The 18,950-nt window shown below is 40.0% G+C and carries 18 protein-coding genes; 16 read left to right on the forward strand and 2 right to left on the reverse strand.

From position 1 onward, the window contains the following. Positions 1–55 precede the first annotated feature (55 nt). Positions 56–997, reverse strand: a complete 942-nt coding sequence (locus KTI78_RS17080) for a LysR family transcriptional regulator (RefSeq protein WP_262446815.1) — start codon at positions 995–997, stop codon at positions 56–58. A gap of 179 nt (positions 998–1,176) precedes the next feature. On the opposite strand from KTI78_RS17080, the gene KTI78_RS17085 reads away from it, so the two are divergent. The 8 genes from KTI78_RS17085 to KTI78_RS17120 all read left to right on the forward strand — a co-directional run bounded on the left by KTI78_RS17085 (position 1,177) and on the right by KTI78_RS17120 (position 10,240). Beyond that, on the forward strand, positions 1,177–1,941 hold the full coding sequence (locus KTI78_RS17085) for an SDR family oxidoreductase (protein WP_125698696.1): 765 nt from the start codon (positions 1,177–1,179) through the stop codon (positions 1,939–1,941). A gap of 12 nt (positions 1,942–1,953) precedes the next feature. Continuing rightward, complete coding sequence (locus KTI78_RS17090) at positions 1,954–2,709, forward strand: SDR family NAD(P)-dependent oxidoreductase (RefSeq protein WP_224991952.1); 756 nt, start codon at positions 1,954–1,956, stop codon at positions 2,707–2,709. A 44-nt stretch (positions 2,710–2,753) separates the two neighbouring features. Then, positions 2,754–3,665, forward strand: a complete 912-nt coding sequence (locus KTI78_RS17095) for an SDR family NAD(P)-dependent oxidoreductase (protein WP_262446816.1) — start codon at positions 2,754–2,756, stop codon at positions 3,663–3,665. 8 nt (positions 3,666–3,673) lie between these two features. Further along, positions 3,674–4,138, forward strand: coding sequence for a MaoC family dehydratase (locus tag KTI78_RS17100; RefSeq protein ID WP_262446827.1), 465 nt, complete (start codon positions 3,674–3,676; stop codon positions 4,136–4,138). Positions 4,139–4,147: 9 nt separating this feature from the next. Then, positions 4,148–5,971 carry an acyl-CoA dehydrogenase gene (locus KTI78_RS17105; protein ID WP_262446817.1) on the forward strand — a complete coding sequence of 608 codons (1,824 nt, stop codon included), beginning with the start codon at positions 4,148–4,150 and terminating at the stop codon, positions 5,969–5,971. Positions 5,972–6,128: 157 nt separating this feature from the next. Further along, entirely contained in the window at positions 6,129–7,502 is a 1,374-nt protein-coding gene (locus KTI78_RS17110) for a long-chain fatty acid transporter (protein WP_262446818.1), read from the forward strand. 137 nt (positions 7,503–7,639) lie between these two features. Next, entirely contained in the window at positions 7,640–9,280 is a 1,641-nt protein-coding gene (locus KTI78_RS17115; protein ID WP_262446819.1) for an AMP-binding protein, read from the forward strand. 75 nt (positions 9,281–9,355) lie between these two features. Then, positions 9,356–10,240, forward strand: coding sequence for a bile acid:sodium symporter family protein (locus KTI78_RS17120; RefSeq protein ID WP_262446820.1), 885 nt, complete (start codon positions 9,356–9,358; stop codon positions 10,238–10,240). Positions 10,241–10,358: 118 nt separating this feature from the next. On the opposite strand, the gene KTI78_RS17125 is transcribed toward KTI78_RS17120, so the two are convergent. Then, positions 10,359–11,270, reverse strand: a complete 912-nt coding sequence (locus tag KTI78_RS17125) for a LysR family transcriptional regulator (protein WP_224991946.1) — start codon at positions 11,268–11,270, stop codon at positions 10,359–10,361. A 415-nt stretch (positions 11,271–11,685) separates the two neighbouring features. Between KTI78_RS17125 and KTI78_RS17130 the strand changes: the two genes are divergently transcribed. The 8 genes from KTI78_RS17130 to KTI78_RS17165 all read left to right on the forward strand — a co-directional run bounded on the left by KTI78_RS17130 (position 11,686) and on the right by KTI78_RS17165 (position 18,647). Beyond that, positions 11,686–13,008, forward strand: coding sequence for a cation:dicarboxylate symporter family transporter (locus tag KTI78_RS17130; protein WP_262446821.1), 1,323 nt, complete (start codon positions 11,686–11,688; stop codon positions 13,006–13,008). Between the two features lie 30 nt (positions 13,009–13,038). Then, the gene (locus KTI78_RS17135) at positions 13,039–13,602 is read left to right on the forward strand and encodes a carboxymuconolactone decarboxylase family protein (protein ID WP_262446822.1); all 564 of its coding nucleotides are present in this window, start codon (positions 13,039–13,041) and stop codon (positions 13,600–13,602) included. Between the two features lies 1 nt (position 13,603). After that, entirely contained in the window at positions 13,604–14,422 is an 819-nt protein-coding gene (locus KTI78_RS17140) for an SDR family NAD(P)-dependent oxidoreductase (RefSeq protein ID WP_016140961.1), read from the forward strand. 79 nt (positions 14,423–14,501) lie between these two features. Next, entirely contained in the window at positions 14,502–15,341 is an 840-nt protein-coding gene (locus KTI78_RS17145) for an amidohydrolase family protein (RefSeq protein ID WP_262446823.1), read from the forward strand. Positions 15,342–15,402: 61 nt separating this feature from the next. Further along, complete coding sequence (locus KTI78_RS17150) at positions 15,403–16,176, forward strand: substrate-binding domain-containing protein (RefSeq protein ID WP_262446825.1); 774 nt, start codon at positions 15,403–15,405, stop codon at positions 16,174–16,176. Positions 16,177–16,292: 116 nt separating this feature from the next. After that, entirely contained in the window at positions 16,293–17,225 is a 933-nt protein-coding gene (locus KTI78_RS17155) for an alpha/beta fold hydrolase (protein WP_262446826.1), read from the forward strand. 78 nt (positions 17,226–17,303) lie between these two features. Next, positions 17,304–17,975, forward strand: a complete 672-nt coding sequence (locus tag KTI78_RS17160) for a 3-oxoacid CoA-transferase subunit A (RefSeq protein WP_061875251.1) — start codon at positions 17,304–17,306, stop codon at positions 17,973–17,975. Between the two features lie 18 nt (positions 17,976–17,993). Next, positions 17,994–18,647: a 3-oxoacid CoA-transferase subunit B gene (locus KTI78_RS17165; protein ID WP_016140848.1), complete on the forward strand. Its 654-nt coding sequence runs from the start codon at positions 17,994–17,996 to the stop codon at positions 18,645–18,647. The last annotated feature ends 303 nt before the right edge of the window (positions 18,648–18,950 follow it).

Here is an 18,950-nt window from a genome sequence, read left to right on the forward strand (position 1 = left end):
TCGGCAGCACTTGCACTGAGAAAATCATCAGGTGCTGCATGAGTAAGCCGTAAGCTTAACAGTTCAAATTGCTCATAATCTTTAATAGTTGCATTTTGCACCAGGCTATTTGATGTTCATCGGACTTTTGACGGTCCCAATATAAATTCATTTGGTATCCATCTATATCAATAGGGAGTGGATGTACCTTAAGTTGAGGATAATCATCTTTAAAATAAGCAATTTGACGTTGAGGAATAGTGAGTAAATGATCCGTTTGGGTAATCAGCTTAATCGCGGTTTCATATTGTTGGCAGCGGAAACTTATTATTCTTTTAATACCTTGTTTAGACAAGAAAAAATCTTCAAATACACGACCTGTGGGACGGGAGGAAACGGTAATGTGTTTAGCCTCTAAATAGATTTCTTTTGTTAGTTCCGCTGACGATAATAAAGGGTGCTGGTTACGGCTTATGACTACAAATTTATCTTTAGAAAAGCATTCGTAATTAATGCTTTCTTCGACAGAATGTTCAACATCAATCGCAAAATCGATTTTTCCTGTTGAAAGTTCATGTCTTAAATTCTTACGGTCAATACGTACACTGTTTAGCTGCAAATTAGGGTTAAATTGGGTTAAGTGTTGAATTATATAAGGTAAATAAATCCATTCATATTCATCATTCATAGCAATGGTGAGATGAGTCAAATCACGTGCGGGCTGAAAGTCATGTGTGCTTTGAATTGCTTGCTGCATAAGTTGCAATGACTGTTCAATTGTAGGCCACAAACGTTTAGCTAACGGTGAGGGAACAACGCCATGTCCATCTCGAACAAATAGTGGGTCATTAAAGTGATCGCGTAAACGAGCTAAAGCATGACTAACAGCAGGTTGGCTAAGAAAAAGTTGTTCACTTGCCCGTGTTAGATTTTTTTCTTTATAAATTGCAACAAATACACGAAATAAATTGAGATCAATACGAGCAAGAGAGGCAATATTATTATTCATTTCATTCATAGTTTGTTATTCAAACAATTCATTTTATTCATTGTAACAAGTTAGCTATGGTCAGGAAATAGCATAAAAAATAGAGTGATTAAAACCGTGAATTTTGAACGTAGCGCTTGAGGCAAATAATATTTGGCAAGCGTTACTTACAACTAATTTTATTAAACCTAGGAACATAAGGAAATGATATGGCAACACATTTATTTGATTTGACTGGAAAAATAGCCTTAGTTACAGGTGCAAGTCGTGGCATTGGTGAGGAAATTGCCAAACTATTAGCTGAACAAGGTGCACATGTAATTGTCTCTAGTCGGAAAGTGGAAGATTGCCAACGTGTTGCTAATGAAATTATTGCAGCAAATGGAAAGGCAGAGGCTTTTGCTTGCCATGTGGGTAAATTAGAAGATATTGCAGAAATTTTTGAATATATCCGTAAAGAACATGGGCGTTTAGATATTTTAGTCAACAATGCAGCCGCCAATCCCTATTTTGGGCACATTCTTGATACGGATATTGCTGCATATAACAAAACAGTTGAAGTCAATATTCGTGGATATTTCTTTATGTCTATTGAAGCGGGCAAATTAATGAAAGAACAGGGCAAAGGTGCAATTGTTAATACGGCATCTGTAAATGCTTTACAGCCAGGAGACCAACAAGGAATATATTCTATTACCAAAGCTGCTGTAGTTAATATGACCAAAGCATTTGCAAAGGAATGTGGTCCGTTGGGTATTCGAGTGAATGCTTTATTGCCGGGTCTTACCAAAACCAAATTTGCTTCGGCACTATTTGAAAATGAAGATATTTATACAAGCTGGATGAGTTCAATTCCATTACGCCGTCACGCAGAACCACGTGAAATGGCTGGAACTGTACTTTATTTAGTGTCAGATGCTGCGAGCTATACGAATGGTGAATGTATTGTGGTTGATGGCGGTTTAACGATTTAGGGAAGAATAGCGATGTACGAACATTATTCAGGTCAAGTGGTCTTAATCACAGGTGCGGCGAGTGGATTTGGTGCATTGCTGGCAGAGCAACTGGCAAAGTATGGCGCAAAATTAGTGTTGGGTGACTTGAATATTGAAGGGTTAAATACTGTAGTTGAACCGCTACGCCAAGCAGGAGTGGAGGTGGTCGCGCAAGTGTGTGATGTCAGCTGTGAAGCAGATGTACAGGCTTTGGTGCAAAGTGCAGTTACTCAGTTTGGTAGAATCGATGTCGGGATCAATAATGCAGGTATGAGTCCGCCTATGAAAAGCTTTATTGATACCGATGAAGCAGATCTGGATTTGAGTTTTGCCGTCAATGCCAAAGGTGTGTTCTTTGGAATGAAGCATCAAATTCGTCAGATGTTGCAACAAGGTGGTGGCATTATTCTCAATGTTGCTTCTGTTGCAGGTTTAGGCGCGGCTCCCAAATTGGCTGCCTATGCTGCGGCAAAGCATGCTGTGGTGGGATTAACCAAAACAGCAGCGATTGAATATGCAAATAAAGGCATTCGAGTTAATGCAATTTGTCCATTTTATACAACCACCCCGATGGTGGTCGACAGTGAACTCAAAGAGAAACAAGACTTTTTAGCGCAGGCCTCGCCAATGAAGCGTCTTGGGCATCCAAGCGAAGTGGTGGCAATGATGTTGATGATATGTGCCAAAGAAAACTCATATCTCACAGGTCAAGCTATTGCAATTGATGGCGGTGTGACAGCTTATTAAAACATTTATTAAATACACCTTATACATTTATTTAGGAAAAAATCATGACAATTAATTTAAACAATCGAGTGGCTATTGTTACAGGTGCAGGCGCTGGTCTAGGGCGGGAACATGCGCTGTTACTGGCTCGTTTGGGTGCAAAAGTGGTCGTGAATGATCTGGGTAGTGATGTAAACGGTAAAGGCGGCTCAACCATGGCAGCCCAAAAAGTTGTAGACGAAATTATTGCGGCCGGTGGTGAAGCAATGGCAAACGGTGCTTCAGTTACGGATATTGAACAAGTTCAACAGATGGTAGAGCAAACCATTGCCCGTTGGGGACGGGTGGATATTTTGGTCAATAATGCAGGCATTCTCCGTGATAAAACCTTTAGCAAAATGTCCTTAGATGACTTCCGTACCGTGATTGATGTCCATTTAATGGGGGCAGTCAATTGTACAAAAGCGGTATGGGATATCATGCGCGAGCAAAAATATGGTCGTATTGTTATGACGACTTCATCTTCTGGTCTATATGGCAATTTTGGACAATCGAACTATAGTGCTGCAAAAATGGCATTGGTTGGACTCATGCAGACACTGGCTTTAGAGGGTGAAAAATCTAATGTTCGGGTGAATTGTTTAGCGCCAACAGCTGCCACTCGTATGCTTGAAGGATTATTGCCCGAAGAAGCCCTTAAAGCGCTTGCTCCAAGTGCGGTCAGTCCTGCAATCGCGACTTTGGTTAGCGAAGATGCACCTACACGTATGATTCTTTGTGCTGGCGCAGGTAGTTTTGAAGCTGCCCACATTACTCTTACGCAAGGAATTTATTTAGGTACAGATGAACAAGTCCCGCATGTTTTAGCACAGCGTTTAGCAGATGTTGCAGACCGTACTGGTGAGATTGTGCCTGTCAGAGGGGGCGCTCAGGGCGAACTTGAGCTGAAAAAGGCTTCATTAATGGCAGGAGAATAATTTTGACAATAACTGCAAAAAATACATTGAGCATCGACCAGCTTCTTGAGTTGCAAGATCAAGCATTAGGTAGCTCGCAGTGGATGATCATTGATCAAAGCATGATTAATACTTTTGCGGATGTAACCCAAGATCGTCAATTTATTCATGTTGATGAAGAGGCTGCTCGCCAGACACCTTTTGGGGGCACGATTGCCCATGGTTTTTTAACTCTCTCTTTACTTTCAGCGATGGCCGCTCAGGTCTTGCCTACTGTACAAGGGCAGAAATCAGGCGTGAATTATGGCATTAATAATTTGCGTTTTATTAGTCCTGTGCATAGTGGTAAGAGAGTGCGTGGACATTTTCACTTAAAAAATGTTTCCCCAAAAAATAAGGGAAGTTATCAATTGATCATGGAAGTCACGATTGAAATCGAAGACGAAGCAAAACCAGCACTCGTGACAGAGTGGCTTACACTTGTAAATGTATAGGAATAACCCATGAGCAATGAATTAATTCTCTCTCGTCGTGATGTAGATTTTTTGTTATTCGACTGGCTAAAAGTCGAAGAACTTAGTCAACGCGACTCTTTTGCAGGACAGGACCGTTTTGAATATACATCTGTTTTAAACGTTTACGAGGCCCTAGCAACCGATTTATTTGCTCCCCATAATAAAAAAAATGACAGTAACGAACCTGTTTTTGATGGTGAACGTGTCACTGTTAATCCTGAAGTCGGGGTTGCACTTAAGGCATTTGCTGAGGCGGGTTTGATGAGTGCAGCGTTTCCATCGGATTGGAATGGCATGAGCTTACCTAATACCATTGAGCGGGCTGGTATGGCCTATCTACTCGGTGCCAATTCAGGGACAGCAGGCTATGCTTTTTTAACCATTGGTAATGCAAATTTATTGATGGCGCATGGCGAGCCTGAAAAAGTTAGACCCTATGTCAATGCCATGATAGAAGGAAAATGCTTCGGAACGATGTGTTTGTCTGAACCACAAGCTGGTTCAAGTCTTGCTGATATTCGGACACGTGCTATTAAAACAGAAGATGGTCGTTATCGTTTGTTCGGCAATAAAATGTGGATTTCAGGCGGTGAGCACGATATCTCTGACAATATTGTTCATTTGGTTTTGGCAAAAATTCCAGATGAAAATGGACAATTACCAGCAGGGGTACAAGGCATTTCTCTGTTTACCGTACCGCGTAAATTACTCGATGAAAATGGACAACCAAGTGAACGTAATGATGTGGTATTAGCTGGAATTAACCATAAAATGGGCTATCGGGGAACAGTCAACTGTGTGCTGAATTTTGGTGAAGGTCGTTACACACCTGAAGGAGAAGCTGGCGCAATTGGTGAACTGGTTGGCGAAGCCGGTAAAGGGCTGGCCTATATGTTCCATATGATGAATGAGGCCCGAATTTCAGTTGGTCTGGGTGCGGCCGCATTGGGGTATACAGGTTATTTGCATGCTTTAGATTATGCAAAAACTCGAGTACAAGGGCGTTCTCGTAGCGAACGCAATCCAAGTTCGCCACAGATTCCACTTATTCAACATGCCGATGTTCGCCGGATGCTCTTGGCGCAAAAAGCGTATGTCTCAGGCGCGTTAGCACTCTGCCTATATGCAGCTCGATTAACCGATGATATCCACTCACTTGAAGATGCCGAGCAACGCAATCAGGCCCATCAATTACTTGATTTATTAACGCCAGTGGTGAAAAGCTGGTCTTCTGAATGGGGACTAGTCGCCAATGATTTAGCCATTCAAGTTCATGGCGGATATGGTTATACCCGTGAATATAATGTTGAACAGTTTTATCGGGACAATCGACTTAATCCAATTCATGAAGGAACATTTGGCATTCAGGCACTCGATTTATTAGGACGGAAAACTCGTCTTAATCAGGGGCTGTCAATGAAACTATTACATGAAAAAATCATCAATACGATTGAACAAGCCAAAGCAGAGCCTTCTTTAAAAGATCATGCAGATCAATTAGCTCAAAATTGGCAACTCATCCAAAATATAACAGAGAAATTGCATGCCTTAACCGATGTGGAACTTCAACTGGCAAATGCAGCTAATTATCTGGAAGCTTTTGGACATCTTGTGGTGGGATGGTTATGGCTTGATCAGGCGGTAGTCGTTCATAAGCTTCTGCCAAACTCAACAGACCCTGATTTTCTGCACGGGAAACTTGCAGCTTGTGATTATTTCTTTGGTTGGGAAATGCCAAAAATTATGAGTTGGTTAGCTGTACTTGATCCGGTAGAGACGACTCCACTGAATATGCCGGAAGAATGGTTCTAGTAAGAACCATTCCTTAGACAACCCATTAAATGAGCAGGAGTAGAATCTGATTTTATAGAAATTGCCTAATAACAATCATCATGTAAAAACAAAATTCGGGCGTTCAGTATAAGAGTGCCCTAATAAGTAAAAATAAAAATCTAGGACGGATTAAAAGATGAAAAAGAAAACATTAGTCATGGTCATGGCTTCATTTTGTACGAGCCCACTCTATGCAGCAGCATTTGATCGAACAGGACAATCAATTTCTGCATTTCTACAACCCGGTAATTATTTTGAGGCAAGTTTATCTGTTTCAGACACTTCGTTAGAAGGACAAGAAGCAGGTACCAACCCCACGCGTAATAGTATTTCTGATATTGCAAACTCTGATTATCGCCCAAGTGCGGCTCTGAAATTACAGTTAGCACCTCAGTTCTCATTTGGTTTTCTTTACGATCAGCCATTTACTTCCGACTCTGAATATTATGGAAATAACAGTTTTGTTGCTAAGCCGAGTGATACGATTTTAGTACCAGGCATTGATTCAGCAACACTTGCCCAAAAGACCGGTGGAGAGGTCGTAACAGGGAACACCAAATCGAATTTTGTTATGCAAAATTTTAGTCTGATATTTGGTTATCAACCGGATAAGAACTGGAATTTTTATGCAGGTCCTGTTTATCAGACTTTTAAAAGTAACGTCAATTTAAGAGGTCAAGTTTTCAGTTTATATAATGGCTATGACTTTAATGCCAAAGAGGTTGGAGATTGGGGATGGTTGGCAGGATTTGGTTATCAAATTCCCGAAAAAGCCATTAAAGCCTCATTGACCTATCGTTCAGAAATTATGCATGAAGTGACTGCTAATGAAAATGCGCCACTGGTTGATATGTTGAGTACGCAGCAAGGCCGTGATTTTCTTGATCAGCATTTGGCGTATATGGTTTCTATAGGACAACTCACTGAATCGCGGAGAGAGGCACTCAATCGTATTGTTGCGGGTTTACCCGAAGCAGGAACATCAGGTTCAACTAAGTTTAGAGCGCCAGAGTCAGTGAATTTGGAATTTCAGACTGGGCTACGCAAAGGTACTTTATTGTTCGGTAACGTGCGCTGGGTTCACTGGAATGATTTTGAGTTTAAACCGTATCGTTTTGGCGAAATTTCAGAAGTTGTTGGTGTTTTATCAACGCCAAGTCGTCCAAATGGTTTTAATTTGGTTCGTTATTATGACGATCAATGGTCTGCTAATCTTGGGATTGGACAACGTCTAAGCGATAAATGGACAGGTTCAGTTTCTGTAGGTTGGGACTCGGGAGCAGGTGAACGTGTTTCTACAGGTGGGCCTGCTAAAGGTTATTACAGTGTTGGGCTTGGTGCCCAATATAGTCCAACCGCTAAATACTTTATTTCAGGTGGAGTGAAGTATCTATGGCTAGGTAATGCCCAAGGTCAGCTGGGTGCACAGGCAGGCAGTGAATATTATGTCGGCGAATATAAGGATAACTATTCAATTGGTTATGGTTTGAAAATTGGTTATAAATTTTAATTCAACTATTTGATAGATCGCTTATTTATATAGAAGGATTTTTTCGGTAAGAGAGTAAGCAGATCAAGAGAATAAAGAAAATATAAAAAGTGGAGTAGGAACAGTTCCATTTCTCCCTCTCATAAAAGGACAATAAGATGAAAAATCAAATTTGGTTAGATGAATATAAGCAATGGAATATTGAAAGTACGATTACATTGCCGGATGAACAAACTTCACTTCTCGATCTGTGGGACAACAGTTTTAATAAGTTTCAGAAAAGAAATGCTTTTATATTTGCAGATAAGTCTTTTACTTATGCGGAAATCGACTTATACAGCCGAAAAATAGCAACGTTCTTGCAAGGTTTGGGCCTAGAAAAAGGTACACGTGTTGCCATAATGATGCCCAATATTATTCAATACCCGGTTATTTCGCTTGCCGTGATTCGCGCAGGTTATATTCTGGTCAATATTAATCCCCTCTATACAGCACGTGAATTAAAGCATCAATTAAACGATGCAGGCGCAAAAGTCTTGTTTATATTGGAACAGTTTGTACCTATTTATGATGCTGTCAAAGAGCAAGTGGTTGTTGAACAGATTATCACTACAACTATGACAGAAATGTTAGACGAGCCAGCTCCAAGGTTAGACACATCAGATTCAAAATACTACGATTTTAAGCAAATCTTGTTGACAGTAAATGCCCAAGATTATATCCGCCCCAAACTTATTCTTGAGGATACTGCACTTTTGCAATACACAGGTGGGACAACAGGTGTATCAAAAGGTGCAGAACTAACCCATAAAAATATTGTCGCCAATTTATTACAAAATAATGTGATTTTTAAAAGCTACTTTGGTGACAGAGATGCTTTTGAAGATGAAATCGCAATCTGTGCTTTACCACTTTATCATATTTTTGGTTTTACAGTCTGTTTACTGCACAGCGCAATAAATAAAGGTTATACCACTATTTTAGTTCCGAACCCACGTGATTTAGATGCTCTTGTGCATTGTTTTGAAAAGTATCGTCCTACCGTTTTTCCTGCCGTAAACACTTTATTTAATGCACTGCTTAATCATGAAGGCTTTAATAAATTGGACCATAGTCGTTTGGAGATTACTACAGGCGGCGGTATGGCAATTTTGAAATCTACCGCCGATGGATGGGAAAAGCTGACAGGACGTATTATCCGTGAGGGATATGGCTTATCAGAAACCTCTCCTGTTGCGACATTTAACCCGCCGATTTCTAATTGTTTTAGTGGCACGATCGGTATTCCTGTGCCGAGTACAGATATCGCTATTTTGGATGATGAAGGCAATCCATTACCGCCCGGTGAAAATGGAGAAATTGCAATCCGCGGTCCGCAAGTCATGAAAGGTTATTGGAATTTGCCAGAAGAAACTAAAGCAGTCATGACAGACGATGGTTTCTTTAGAACAGGCGATATTGGTTTTATGAATGAAAAAGGCTATACCAAAATTATTGATCGCAAGAAAGATATGATTTTAGTTTCAGGCTTTAATGTTTTTCCAAATGAAATTGAAGAAGTTTTGGCACAACATCCAAAAATTTTGGAAGTCGCTGTGGTTGGCATTGCCGATGAAAAATCGGGTGAAGTACCTAAAGCTTTTATTGTTAAAAAAGACGCTTCTTTATCGGTTGAAGAAATCCAGACCTATGCCAAAGAAAACCTGACAGGATATAAACAACCCCGTCATATCCAATTTATCAATGAATTACCTAAGTCAAATGTGGGTAAAATTTTAAGAAAAGAACTAAAGGTTTAGTCAGAATTTTTTAATTAAAAACATAAGTATTCATGGGCTGGAATGCCTATAAATAAATGGAAAAGGAATGAGATTATGGGTTCAGGATTAATTACCGTATTTTTACCTATCGCACTTGCAATTATTATGGCTGGTTTGGGGCTGGAGTTGACTATAAATGACTTTAAACGTGTGCGCCAACATCCAAAAGCAGTCTTTATCGCATTATTTTGCCAACTGGTTATTTTAGTCAGTATTGCTTTTATTATTTGTAAGATTCTTGCTTTACCACCCATGCTCGCCGTGGGTTTAATGCTACTTTCTGCATCACCGGGTGGACCAACTGCTAATTTATTTAGTTATCTCTATAAAGGCGATATTGCCTTAAATATTACTTTAACCGCTATAAATTCGGTGATTGCTGCATTTACACTTCCATTAATTGTGAACTTTGCAATACAACATTTTATGGAAAATGGACAAAATGTAGGATTGCAATTCTCTAAAATCATACAAGTTTTCCTTATTATTTTAATACCTGTCGGTATTGGAATGCTAATCCGCCATTTTTCACCTCATATAGCTGAAAAGCTCAATAGACCTGTACGTGTTTTTGCTATTGTTTTTCTAGTAACAATTATCATATTAGCAGTTGTGCGGGATTACCAAAATCTGATGACGTATCTTGGACAAATTGGGTTAGCAACTTTGCTGTTCTGTGTGTGTAGTTTAATGGTGGGCTATTTTGTTCCACGATTATTCGGTGTAAATAGCTTTCAGGCAAAAGCTTGCGCCTTTGAAATCGGGATTCATAACAGTACTTTAGCCATGACCATTGCTTTTACGGTAATGGAAAGCAATATGGCTGCCATGCCAGCAGCTGTGTATTCATTATTTATGTACATTGTTGCAGCAAGCTTTGGTTCATTGTTAAATCGCTTGGAAAAGAAAGATTTTTCGCAGCTCTCAACAACGACTTAAATGAACTAAAAGGTTTCTTTAATTTTCAATTAAAAGGAGGTTAAAACCTCCTTTTTGGTTCTATTAATTGTTTTCTAGAACTTGTTTAAGTTTCATGTTATTTCCTTAATATACAAGTCTATTTATACTTATTAATAACTGTTCTAATGACTTCTTGTACATCCAAAATTGCTTTGTCTTTAAGCGATGTTTTTCTACATGAAAGAACCATGGGGTAGGTCGGTATCGAAATTGGACATTTTGTATAAATCAGGGCAGGTACAATTTCAGAAATCTTTCTTGCGGCGTGGGTGGGAAGAGTACAAACCGTTCCTTTATTTTTTAATAACCACGGAATAGCTGCAAAATGAGAAGTAGAAGCAAAAATCCGTCTGGTTTTATTTAATTTCGTTAAATGTTCGTCAACAATCCCAATTTGCCCAGTATTTGAAATGAGTAAATGTTCAAAACTTAAAAACTTATCCAAGCTTAGTTCAATTGCATCTTCGGGATGTGTTACCAAACAAGAATAATCACCTAATACCATTAATTCTCGATACAAAGAATGATAGTAGATTCCACCAGATGTCACTCCAATATCAACATTATGCTTGACCAACATTTCGGCAATGATATGCGTGTAGGTTTGTTTAATTACGATTCTGTAGTGTGGAAATTTTAATTTAACTTGTTCGATAATTTCTTGTGCAAATGCAATTTCAAAATCATCAGACATGCCAATCGTGATAATTCTTTGTTGCAAGGTATTTTCATTATTGGGTAGGGACAACAAGGTTTCCCTAAAAATATTTAAAGCATTGCTCACTAGGGGCTTTAAAGCATGAGCCTTGGTGGTGGGTGCAAGACCTCGGCCAGTCCGCTGAAAAAGTGGATCTTGGTAAATATCTCTAAGTCGTCTTAAGGAGGCACTGACAGCAGATTGAGTAATTCCTAAACGCTCAGCTGCACGTGAAGCATTCTGTTCTTCATATAAGACTTCAAAGCACTTTAATAGATTTAAGTCGATTTGTGCGATATTAATTTCATTCATATCTGATAGTGCCTAAATCCTATTCCATAAAGATGGTGATTATATAACAATGAATTCAGACGTAAGGAACGGAACTTATAAGGAAGGAGAAATAAGCTTCTTATTTTACGTGATGTTTTATCAAGCGATATCAATTTTTAGTGAAAAGTTATTGATATCATTGTTGATTTTTAAACTGGTCTAGCAAATAGGATTGATCAGGTTTATTTGGAAAAATATGATTAAGGACTGATTCTATGACAGATTATATTTTAAATCTAGCTTTTCGATGAGTTAAACACTCTAGACAATTGAACCCTCTGATAAATGTAAATCTAAACACATATGAATGTTGTTTATAGGGGATTCGTTTGCCAAAAAATGCAGGGATGTGTTTAAGCACAAGCATTTTAAAGTTTCGATATAGGAATTCGACATGTTAAAAAAACTACATGTGCAGGTAATTATTGCAATTATTGCTGCCATTATTTTGGGTTTAGTTTCCCCCGAATGGGCAAAGGCAATGAAGCCATTAGGTCAAGCATTTATTGCTTTACTAAAAATGCTTTTAGCTCCTTTGATTTTTCTTACCTTGGTTCATGGTTTAACTCATATTAAAGATATGAAAAAACTGGGCCGTTTGGGTATTAAGTCACTTATTTATTTTGAAGTATTAACAACCGTAGCAATGCTGATTGGTTTTGTGTTTGTCAATGTGTTGCAACCTGGTTTAGGCCTTCATGCAACTGACTTAGCCGAACCTGATGCAGCAAAGGGTTCAGCAACACTTTCCGCGGTTGATTTCTTCTTAAATATGATTCCGCATACTATCGTAGACGCTTTTGCGACTGGAAACGTATTACAAGTATTGGTCGTTTCAATTTTAGCGGGTATGGCTATCAATTTATGCTGTGGTCCGGACTCTGTCATTGTTAAAGGAATTGATGAAGCACAAACCATCTTATTCAAGATGCTGGGCTTTATTATGAAGCTTGCGCCGCTCGGTGCATTTGGGGCGATGTCGGCTGCAATTGGTAGTTACGGCGGTGAAACACTAATTTATTTAATGAAATTAATTGGTGTTTTTTATGCAGCTTGCTTCTTCTTTATCGTATTTGCTCTTGGTGCTGTGACGTGGATTATTGGTCTACCTTTCCTTACTGTTTTAAAAGTAATTCGTGACGAAATACTTTTGGTATTCGGTACAGCATCTGGTGAAGTTGCCTTTCCTAAACTGATTGAAAAACTCAAAAAAACGGGTTGTGACGAAGCGGTTGTCGGGTTTGTCTTACCTACAGGTTATAGCTTCAATTTAGATGGCACAGCTTTATATATGGCGATTGCTGTGGGCTTTATTGCTCAAGCAACTGATACACCTTTGAGTTTAATCGATCAACTGGTTCTATTAGCAATTTTAAGCTTTACCTCGAAAGGTGGCACTACTGTCGCTGGAGGCGCCTTTATTAAGTTGGCGGCGACTTTACAGTCTGTAAAAACTTTACCTTTAGGTGGTTTGGGACTGTTGTTTGGTGTTGACCGGATTATGGCAACCATCATGGCAATTACCAACATTATTGGAAATACGCTTGCGGTTTATGCAGTCGCTCGTTGGGAAAATGCTTTCGATGCAGATGCCTTTGAAAAACAAACAGGGAAAAAACCTAAGCGTAGTTTGTTACGGGCTAAAGATTCTTTGGTAGAGATGCCGTTAGCCTCTGATTCAAATCACTCAAGTCAAGTTTTAGATAAATCTCATTAATTATCTCAACTTCTTATATCGAGAATAGACATGCGTTTAAAAGCTATCGACCCAGAACATTTAACTGCTGAACAACAAGTTGTATTCGATGCAATTGCAAGCGGTCCACGTAAAGGTGTGCGAGGTCCTTTAGCGATCTGGTTGCATCATCCGAAGTTAGCCAACTTGGCACAAAGTCTTGGCCAATATTGTCGCTACGACAGTTGTTTAGAGCCGCGTTTGAGTGAGTTAGCTATTTTATTGATGGGTAGACACTGGCTTGCTGAATATGAATGGGCTGCTCATAAACCTTATGCAATTGAGGCTGGCCTAAGTACGGACGTCATTGAAGCAATTCGTTTAGGTGAGCAACCTGCGTTTATTCATAAAGATGAACAATTAATTTATCAGTTTATTTGTGAGCTTCATGAAACTAAAAGAGTTTCTGAACAGACCTATAGAGAAATAGAGCAACTACTTGGAACAGATACATTAATCGATTTAGTTGCGATAGCAGGTTATTACACTCTGATTTCCATGACGATTAATGTATTTGAAGTTCCACCACCAGCAGGTGTAGCTCCTGAATTACCAACTCCAAAAGCAGGAATTTAATATGTTTGATGAAATTAATCCTCAAGGACGTTTGCAAGACAAAGTTGCAATCATTACGGGTGCAGGTTGTGTGGGTCCGGGTTGGGGAAATGGTCGTGCAGCGGCAGTACTCTTTGCAAAAGCAGGAGCAAAAATTTTTGCCGTAGATCGTTCGATTGATGCAATGCAAGAGACTTTAAATCGTATTCAAAACTTTGATGGTGACGTGACACCTTTTGCATGTGATGTGACTGACAGTCAGTCAGTCAAAGCCATGGTTGAAGCCTGTGTAGAGAAATATGGACGCGTAGATATTTTAGTGAATAACGTTGGTGGTTCTGCTGCTGGTGGTGCTGTCGCTCTATCAGAAGAGGCTTGGAACAAGCAGCTCGACTTAAATTTAAAAAGTGTCTTTTTAACTTGTAAACATGCCATTCCCTATATGGAGCAACAAGGCGGTGGTTCGATTGTAAATACGGCTTCAACTTCTGGAATTCGTTTTACAGGTTCCCCGCAAGTTGCATATGCCGCAAGTAAAGCCGCAATTATTCAATTATCAAAAGTGACTGCTGTCGAATATGCCCCTAAAGGAATACGTGTAAACACTGTCTTGCCGGGTCAATTACATACGCCAATGGTTGAGGTTCGTTTAGCAGGGCAACGTACAGGCGGTGATGTGGATCAATTGCTTGAAAGTCGTTTAAAACGAATTCCCGCAGGCTTTATGGGAGATGGCCGTGATACAGCGTTTGCTGCTTTGTTTCTTGCAAGTGATGAAGCACGTTTTGTTACCGGAACAGAAATTGTGGTCGATGGCGGAATGACTGCACGCTGTGATTAAGGTGAATTCCGAGTAACTCCAAATATGTGAGCTGCATGGAATATTTGTTGAACCTAATAAGATTTGTTTAGGAAGTACTATGTCATTTAATTTGCCAAAAGGTTCATGGGATTGCCATTTTCATATATATGGGCCTTTTGATCGCTTTCCGTTACCTAAAGACGCTGCATATCACCCTCAACCAGCAACCTTTCAACAAATGCTTGAGTTGCACAAAAGTTTAGGAATTGAACACGGTGTTTTTGTTCAAGCCGTTGCCTACGGTTCAGATAACGCCGTCATTTTAGATGCGATTGAACAAAGTAACTTTAATTATCGGGGTGTGGCTTTAGTAGATCACGATATTACTGACCAACAGCTTATTGAATTAAAGCACGGTGGTATTTGTGGCATACGCTTTAACATGATGGGGCATTTGCCTGGAAGCCGTGATCCGCAAGCTCTACGTAGCTTGGTTGAGCGAGTTGCAAAGCTTGGATTGCATATTCAGATACACGGCAAAATTGAAGATATCCTACCTGCGATTGAAGCTTGGCAAGACATAGATGTCGATATTGTGATTGATCACATGGCGCGACCTAATTTACTCGATTCACAAGATGCAGAAAACACTTTTCATAAACTGCAACAAGTCATGTCGAATCCGAAGCATTGGCTAAAAATTTCCGGAATTGATCGTGCAATGAATGGTCAGCCTGCCAACACTTGGGAGGCTTCACTGAATTGGGTTCAAAAGTTAATCAAGCTTGCTCCAAACCGAGTGGTATGGGGAACAGATTGGCCTCATCCAAATATTAAAGGTGAGGTTCCTAATGATGATGAGCTTTTACAGTTTGCATTAAAAGCACTCGATACGCCCGAATTAAAACAAGCCGTATTTGTCGATAATCCTCGAAATTTATATTTCAAAGAAAATTAAAGTTCTAAAACCAATGAAGTATTCATTGAGTGAATACTTCTTCACTTAAAAGGAAGTAAAAATGAGTTTAAAAAAATTAGTCTCAGGAATGGGCTTATCAATTGCTATGGTCATACCAGCGCATGCAGCGCAATTAAATATTATTGCTTCTGGTTCTTTTCATGGTGCAATGGACACCCTGATTCCGATGTATGAGAAATTAACCGGAAATACGGTTCATATTGAATGGGGACCATCAGCTGGAAAGTCTCCTGAATCATTACCAATGCGGATTAAAAATAATGAAAAAATGGACTTGGCAATTATTTTGGATGATGCACTTAAATCTAATGAGTTAAGTCAAAATTTTGACTTAACTAGTCGTACTGAATTGGCAAATTCAAAAATTGGTTTGGCAGTGAGTAGAGGAACTAAAGTACCGCCGTTAAAAAATGAAGCAGACCTAAAGGCAGCCTTATTGTCTGCTCAAAAAGTTGCCTACTCTCAAGGTTCAAGTGGTGTCTATATTCGTTCAACACTATTTAAAAAATTGAATATTGAACAAGAAATGCAAACAAAGGGGCTTGAGGTTCCGGGTAAAAAACTGGTCGGAGAAGTGTTAGCAGAACATCAGGCTGATGTGGGAATGCAGCAGATTAGTGAACTTAAACATACTAAAGGAATCACCTTTGTTGGCCCTTTACCTGAAAGTTTGCAATACGTTAGTAAGTTTTCATCGGTTATTTCAAAAAAAGCTGAACATCCTGAAATCGCAGCTCAATTTGTACAATTTTTAAAATCTAAACAAGCAGCAAGTATTTTGACTAAAAGTGGTTTGGAACCACTGGGTCAGTGAAAAATCAGCATGAAAAATACTTCACTGTAATTTTAGCGACATCTTTGAGTCTCATGACTTAAATCTATTTATTTAATTTTTAAACCACAATCATCTAAAACATGGAGTTGATTAAGATGAAAAAAACTTTAGCTATTTTATCTACAGCAATATTATTAGCCACAGCAACGGTTACGGAAGCAAAACAAACAAATATCTCACCAGCGGCCCATACAACTGCGACTTCTAAGGTCAGCAGTGTGCCTTATGAGATGGTGAATTATGGTGATGTCTCTATTCAAGCCTATGTACAAGGTAAAGGGCCTACTATTGTGATTATGTCGTCACTAGGACGTTCTGTACGCGACTATGATGTGGTTGCACAAGATTTGGTTAAACAGGGCTTTAGAGTAATTCGACCAGAAGTTCGTGGAATTGGTTTAAGCCGTGGACCAATGGAAAAATTACATATTCAAGACTATGGAAACGACGTTGCGGCAGTAATCGAACATTTTAAAGCTGGTCCTGCAATTGTAGTCGGCCATGCATGGGGCAATTTCCCAACCCGTATGGTTGCAACACAGCGTCCAGATTTGGTTAAAGGGGTGGTATTAGCAGGTGCTTCGGCTGGTAAAGTGCCAGAAGGATATAAAGGTAAACCAATCGGTCCTGAAATTCGTGAGGCGATTGATAACGCTGGAAATGAAGAGCTTCCAGAAGCTAAGCGTATTGAATATTTAAAACGTGCATTCTTTGCGCCAATGAATGATCCGCGCGTATGGCTAACTGGTTGGCACCACGAAGCACACGATGCACAAGGTTATGCGCGTAATAACACGCCTGTAGATGATTACTTTGCTGCTGGTAAAGCACCTATTTTAGATATTCAACCAGAATATGACACAGTTGCACCTAAACCTTTAAGAGGTGTTTTAAAAGGTGCTTTAGGTGATCGAGTGACTATTGTAGAAATTAAAAACGCAGGTCATGCCTTAGTTCCAGAGCAACCAAAGGCTTTAGCTGAGGCGATTGGTAAATTTGCTAAACAACAATTCGCTAAAAAATCATAGTCTTTTCTTAAAGAGTCGAACGTTATTGAGCGTTCGACTTTACTCATTCCTATGCATTATAGCTCTAAGGTTTCTCACATGATTGACAAAAGTAAGTCCTCACTAAGCGAGGCACTATCGCAGATTAAAGATGGTGCAACCATTCTGATTGGTGGTTTTGGTACCGCAGGACAACCCGCTGAACTCATTGATGGACTGATTGAACTGGGTGTTAAAGATTTAACTATTGTCAGCAACAATGCCGGTAATGGTGATTACGGTCTGGCGAAACTGCTTAAAGCCGGTTCAGTTAAAAAAGTGATTTGTTCTTTCCCACGTCAGGCAGACTCTTATGTGTTTGATGAATTGTACCGTGCCGGAAAAGTCGAACTTGAAGTGGTGCCGCAAGGCAATCTGGCTTGCCGTATTCAGGCAGCAGGTATGGGGTTAGGTGCTGTATTTACCCCAACAGGTTTTGGAACACTTTTAGCTGAAGGCAAAGAAACCCGAGAGATTGATGGGAAAGATTACGTACTTGAATATCCGATCAAGGCTGACTTTGCCTTGATTAAGGCTTACAAGGGCGACCGCTGGGGCAATCTGGTTTACCGTAAATCTGCACGTAACTTTGGCCCGATCATGGCGATGGCTGCTGATGTCACCATTGCTCAGGTGTCTGAAGTGGTTGAGCTAGGTGGATTAGACCCGGAACACATTATCACCCCGGGTATCTTTGTACAGCACGTTGTACAAGTACAGCCCGCACAGTAAGCAATAAGGAGAAATAACATGAGCTACCAGAAACTCAGCCGTGACCAGATTGCAAAACGTGTGGCACAAGATATTCCAGATGGTGCCTATGTGAACTTAGGTATTGGCCTACCGACCAAGATCGCAAGCTACTTACCTAACGACAAAGACATTTTCCTTCATTCTGAAAATGGTTTGTTGGCTTTTGGTCCACCGCCAGCGGCAGGTGAAGAAGACCCTGAACTGATTAATGCGGGTAAAGAGTTTGTGACCATGCTTGAAGGCGGCAGCTTTTTCCATCATGGCGACTCATTTGCCATGATGCGTGGAGGTCACCTTGATATTGCGGTGCTTGGCGCCTTTCAGGTTGCAGCGAATGGTGATTTGGCCAACTGGCATACAGGTGCACCGGATGCGATTCCCGCGGTGGGTGGTGCAATGGATTTAGCTGTAGGTGCCAAGAAAGTATTTATCACTACAGACCATGTAACCAAGCAAGGTGAACCAAAGATTGTCGCTGAGCTCACTTATCCGGTAACGGGTAAAAAATGTGTTGACCGTATTTACACCGACTTGTGTGTGATTGACGTGACCCAAGATGGTTTAAAGGTACTTGAGAAGGTTGAAGGTCTGAGCTTTGATGAGTTACAGGCTTTAACTGGTGCAACTTTGATTGATGCCACTCAAGGGTAAGGTTTACATAACTTCAGATGACGAGTTAAAGCCAAAATTTTTTGTATAAGTAATACCTTACTTTTTAAGGATAAAAAGTAACAAAAATCCTTTGTTACTCAGACACAACAATCCCTGTTGTGCTGAGCAACGAGGCGACGTCCATGTCACCAACGCGAAACACTGAATGGAACTCATTGAATACGGTTCTTACTTATTAATTTGGATTTTACCGTAATTCGCTATTGTGACAGGCGACATGGATGTCGCCCGTTGGACAGGGAGGCAAGGAAGCCTCCTCTGTTCAACAAAGGTTTTTGTTAC

This window comes from Acinetobacter sp. WU_MDCI_Abxe161 (genome assembly GCF_025514355.1).
GTDB classification, from domain to species: domain Bacteria; phylum Pseudomonadota; class Gammaproteobacteria; order Pseudomonadales; family Moraxellaceae; genus Acinetobacter; species Acinetobacter pittii_E.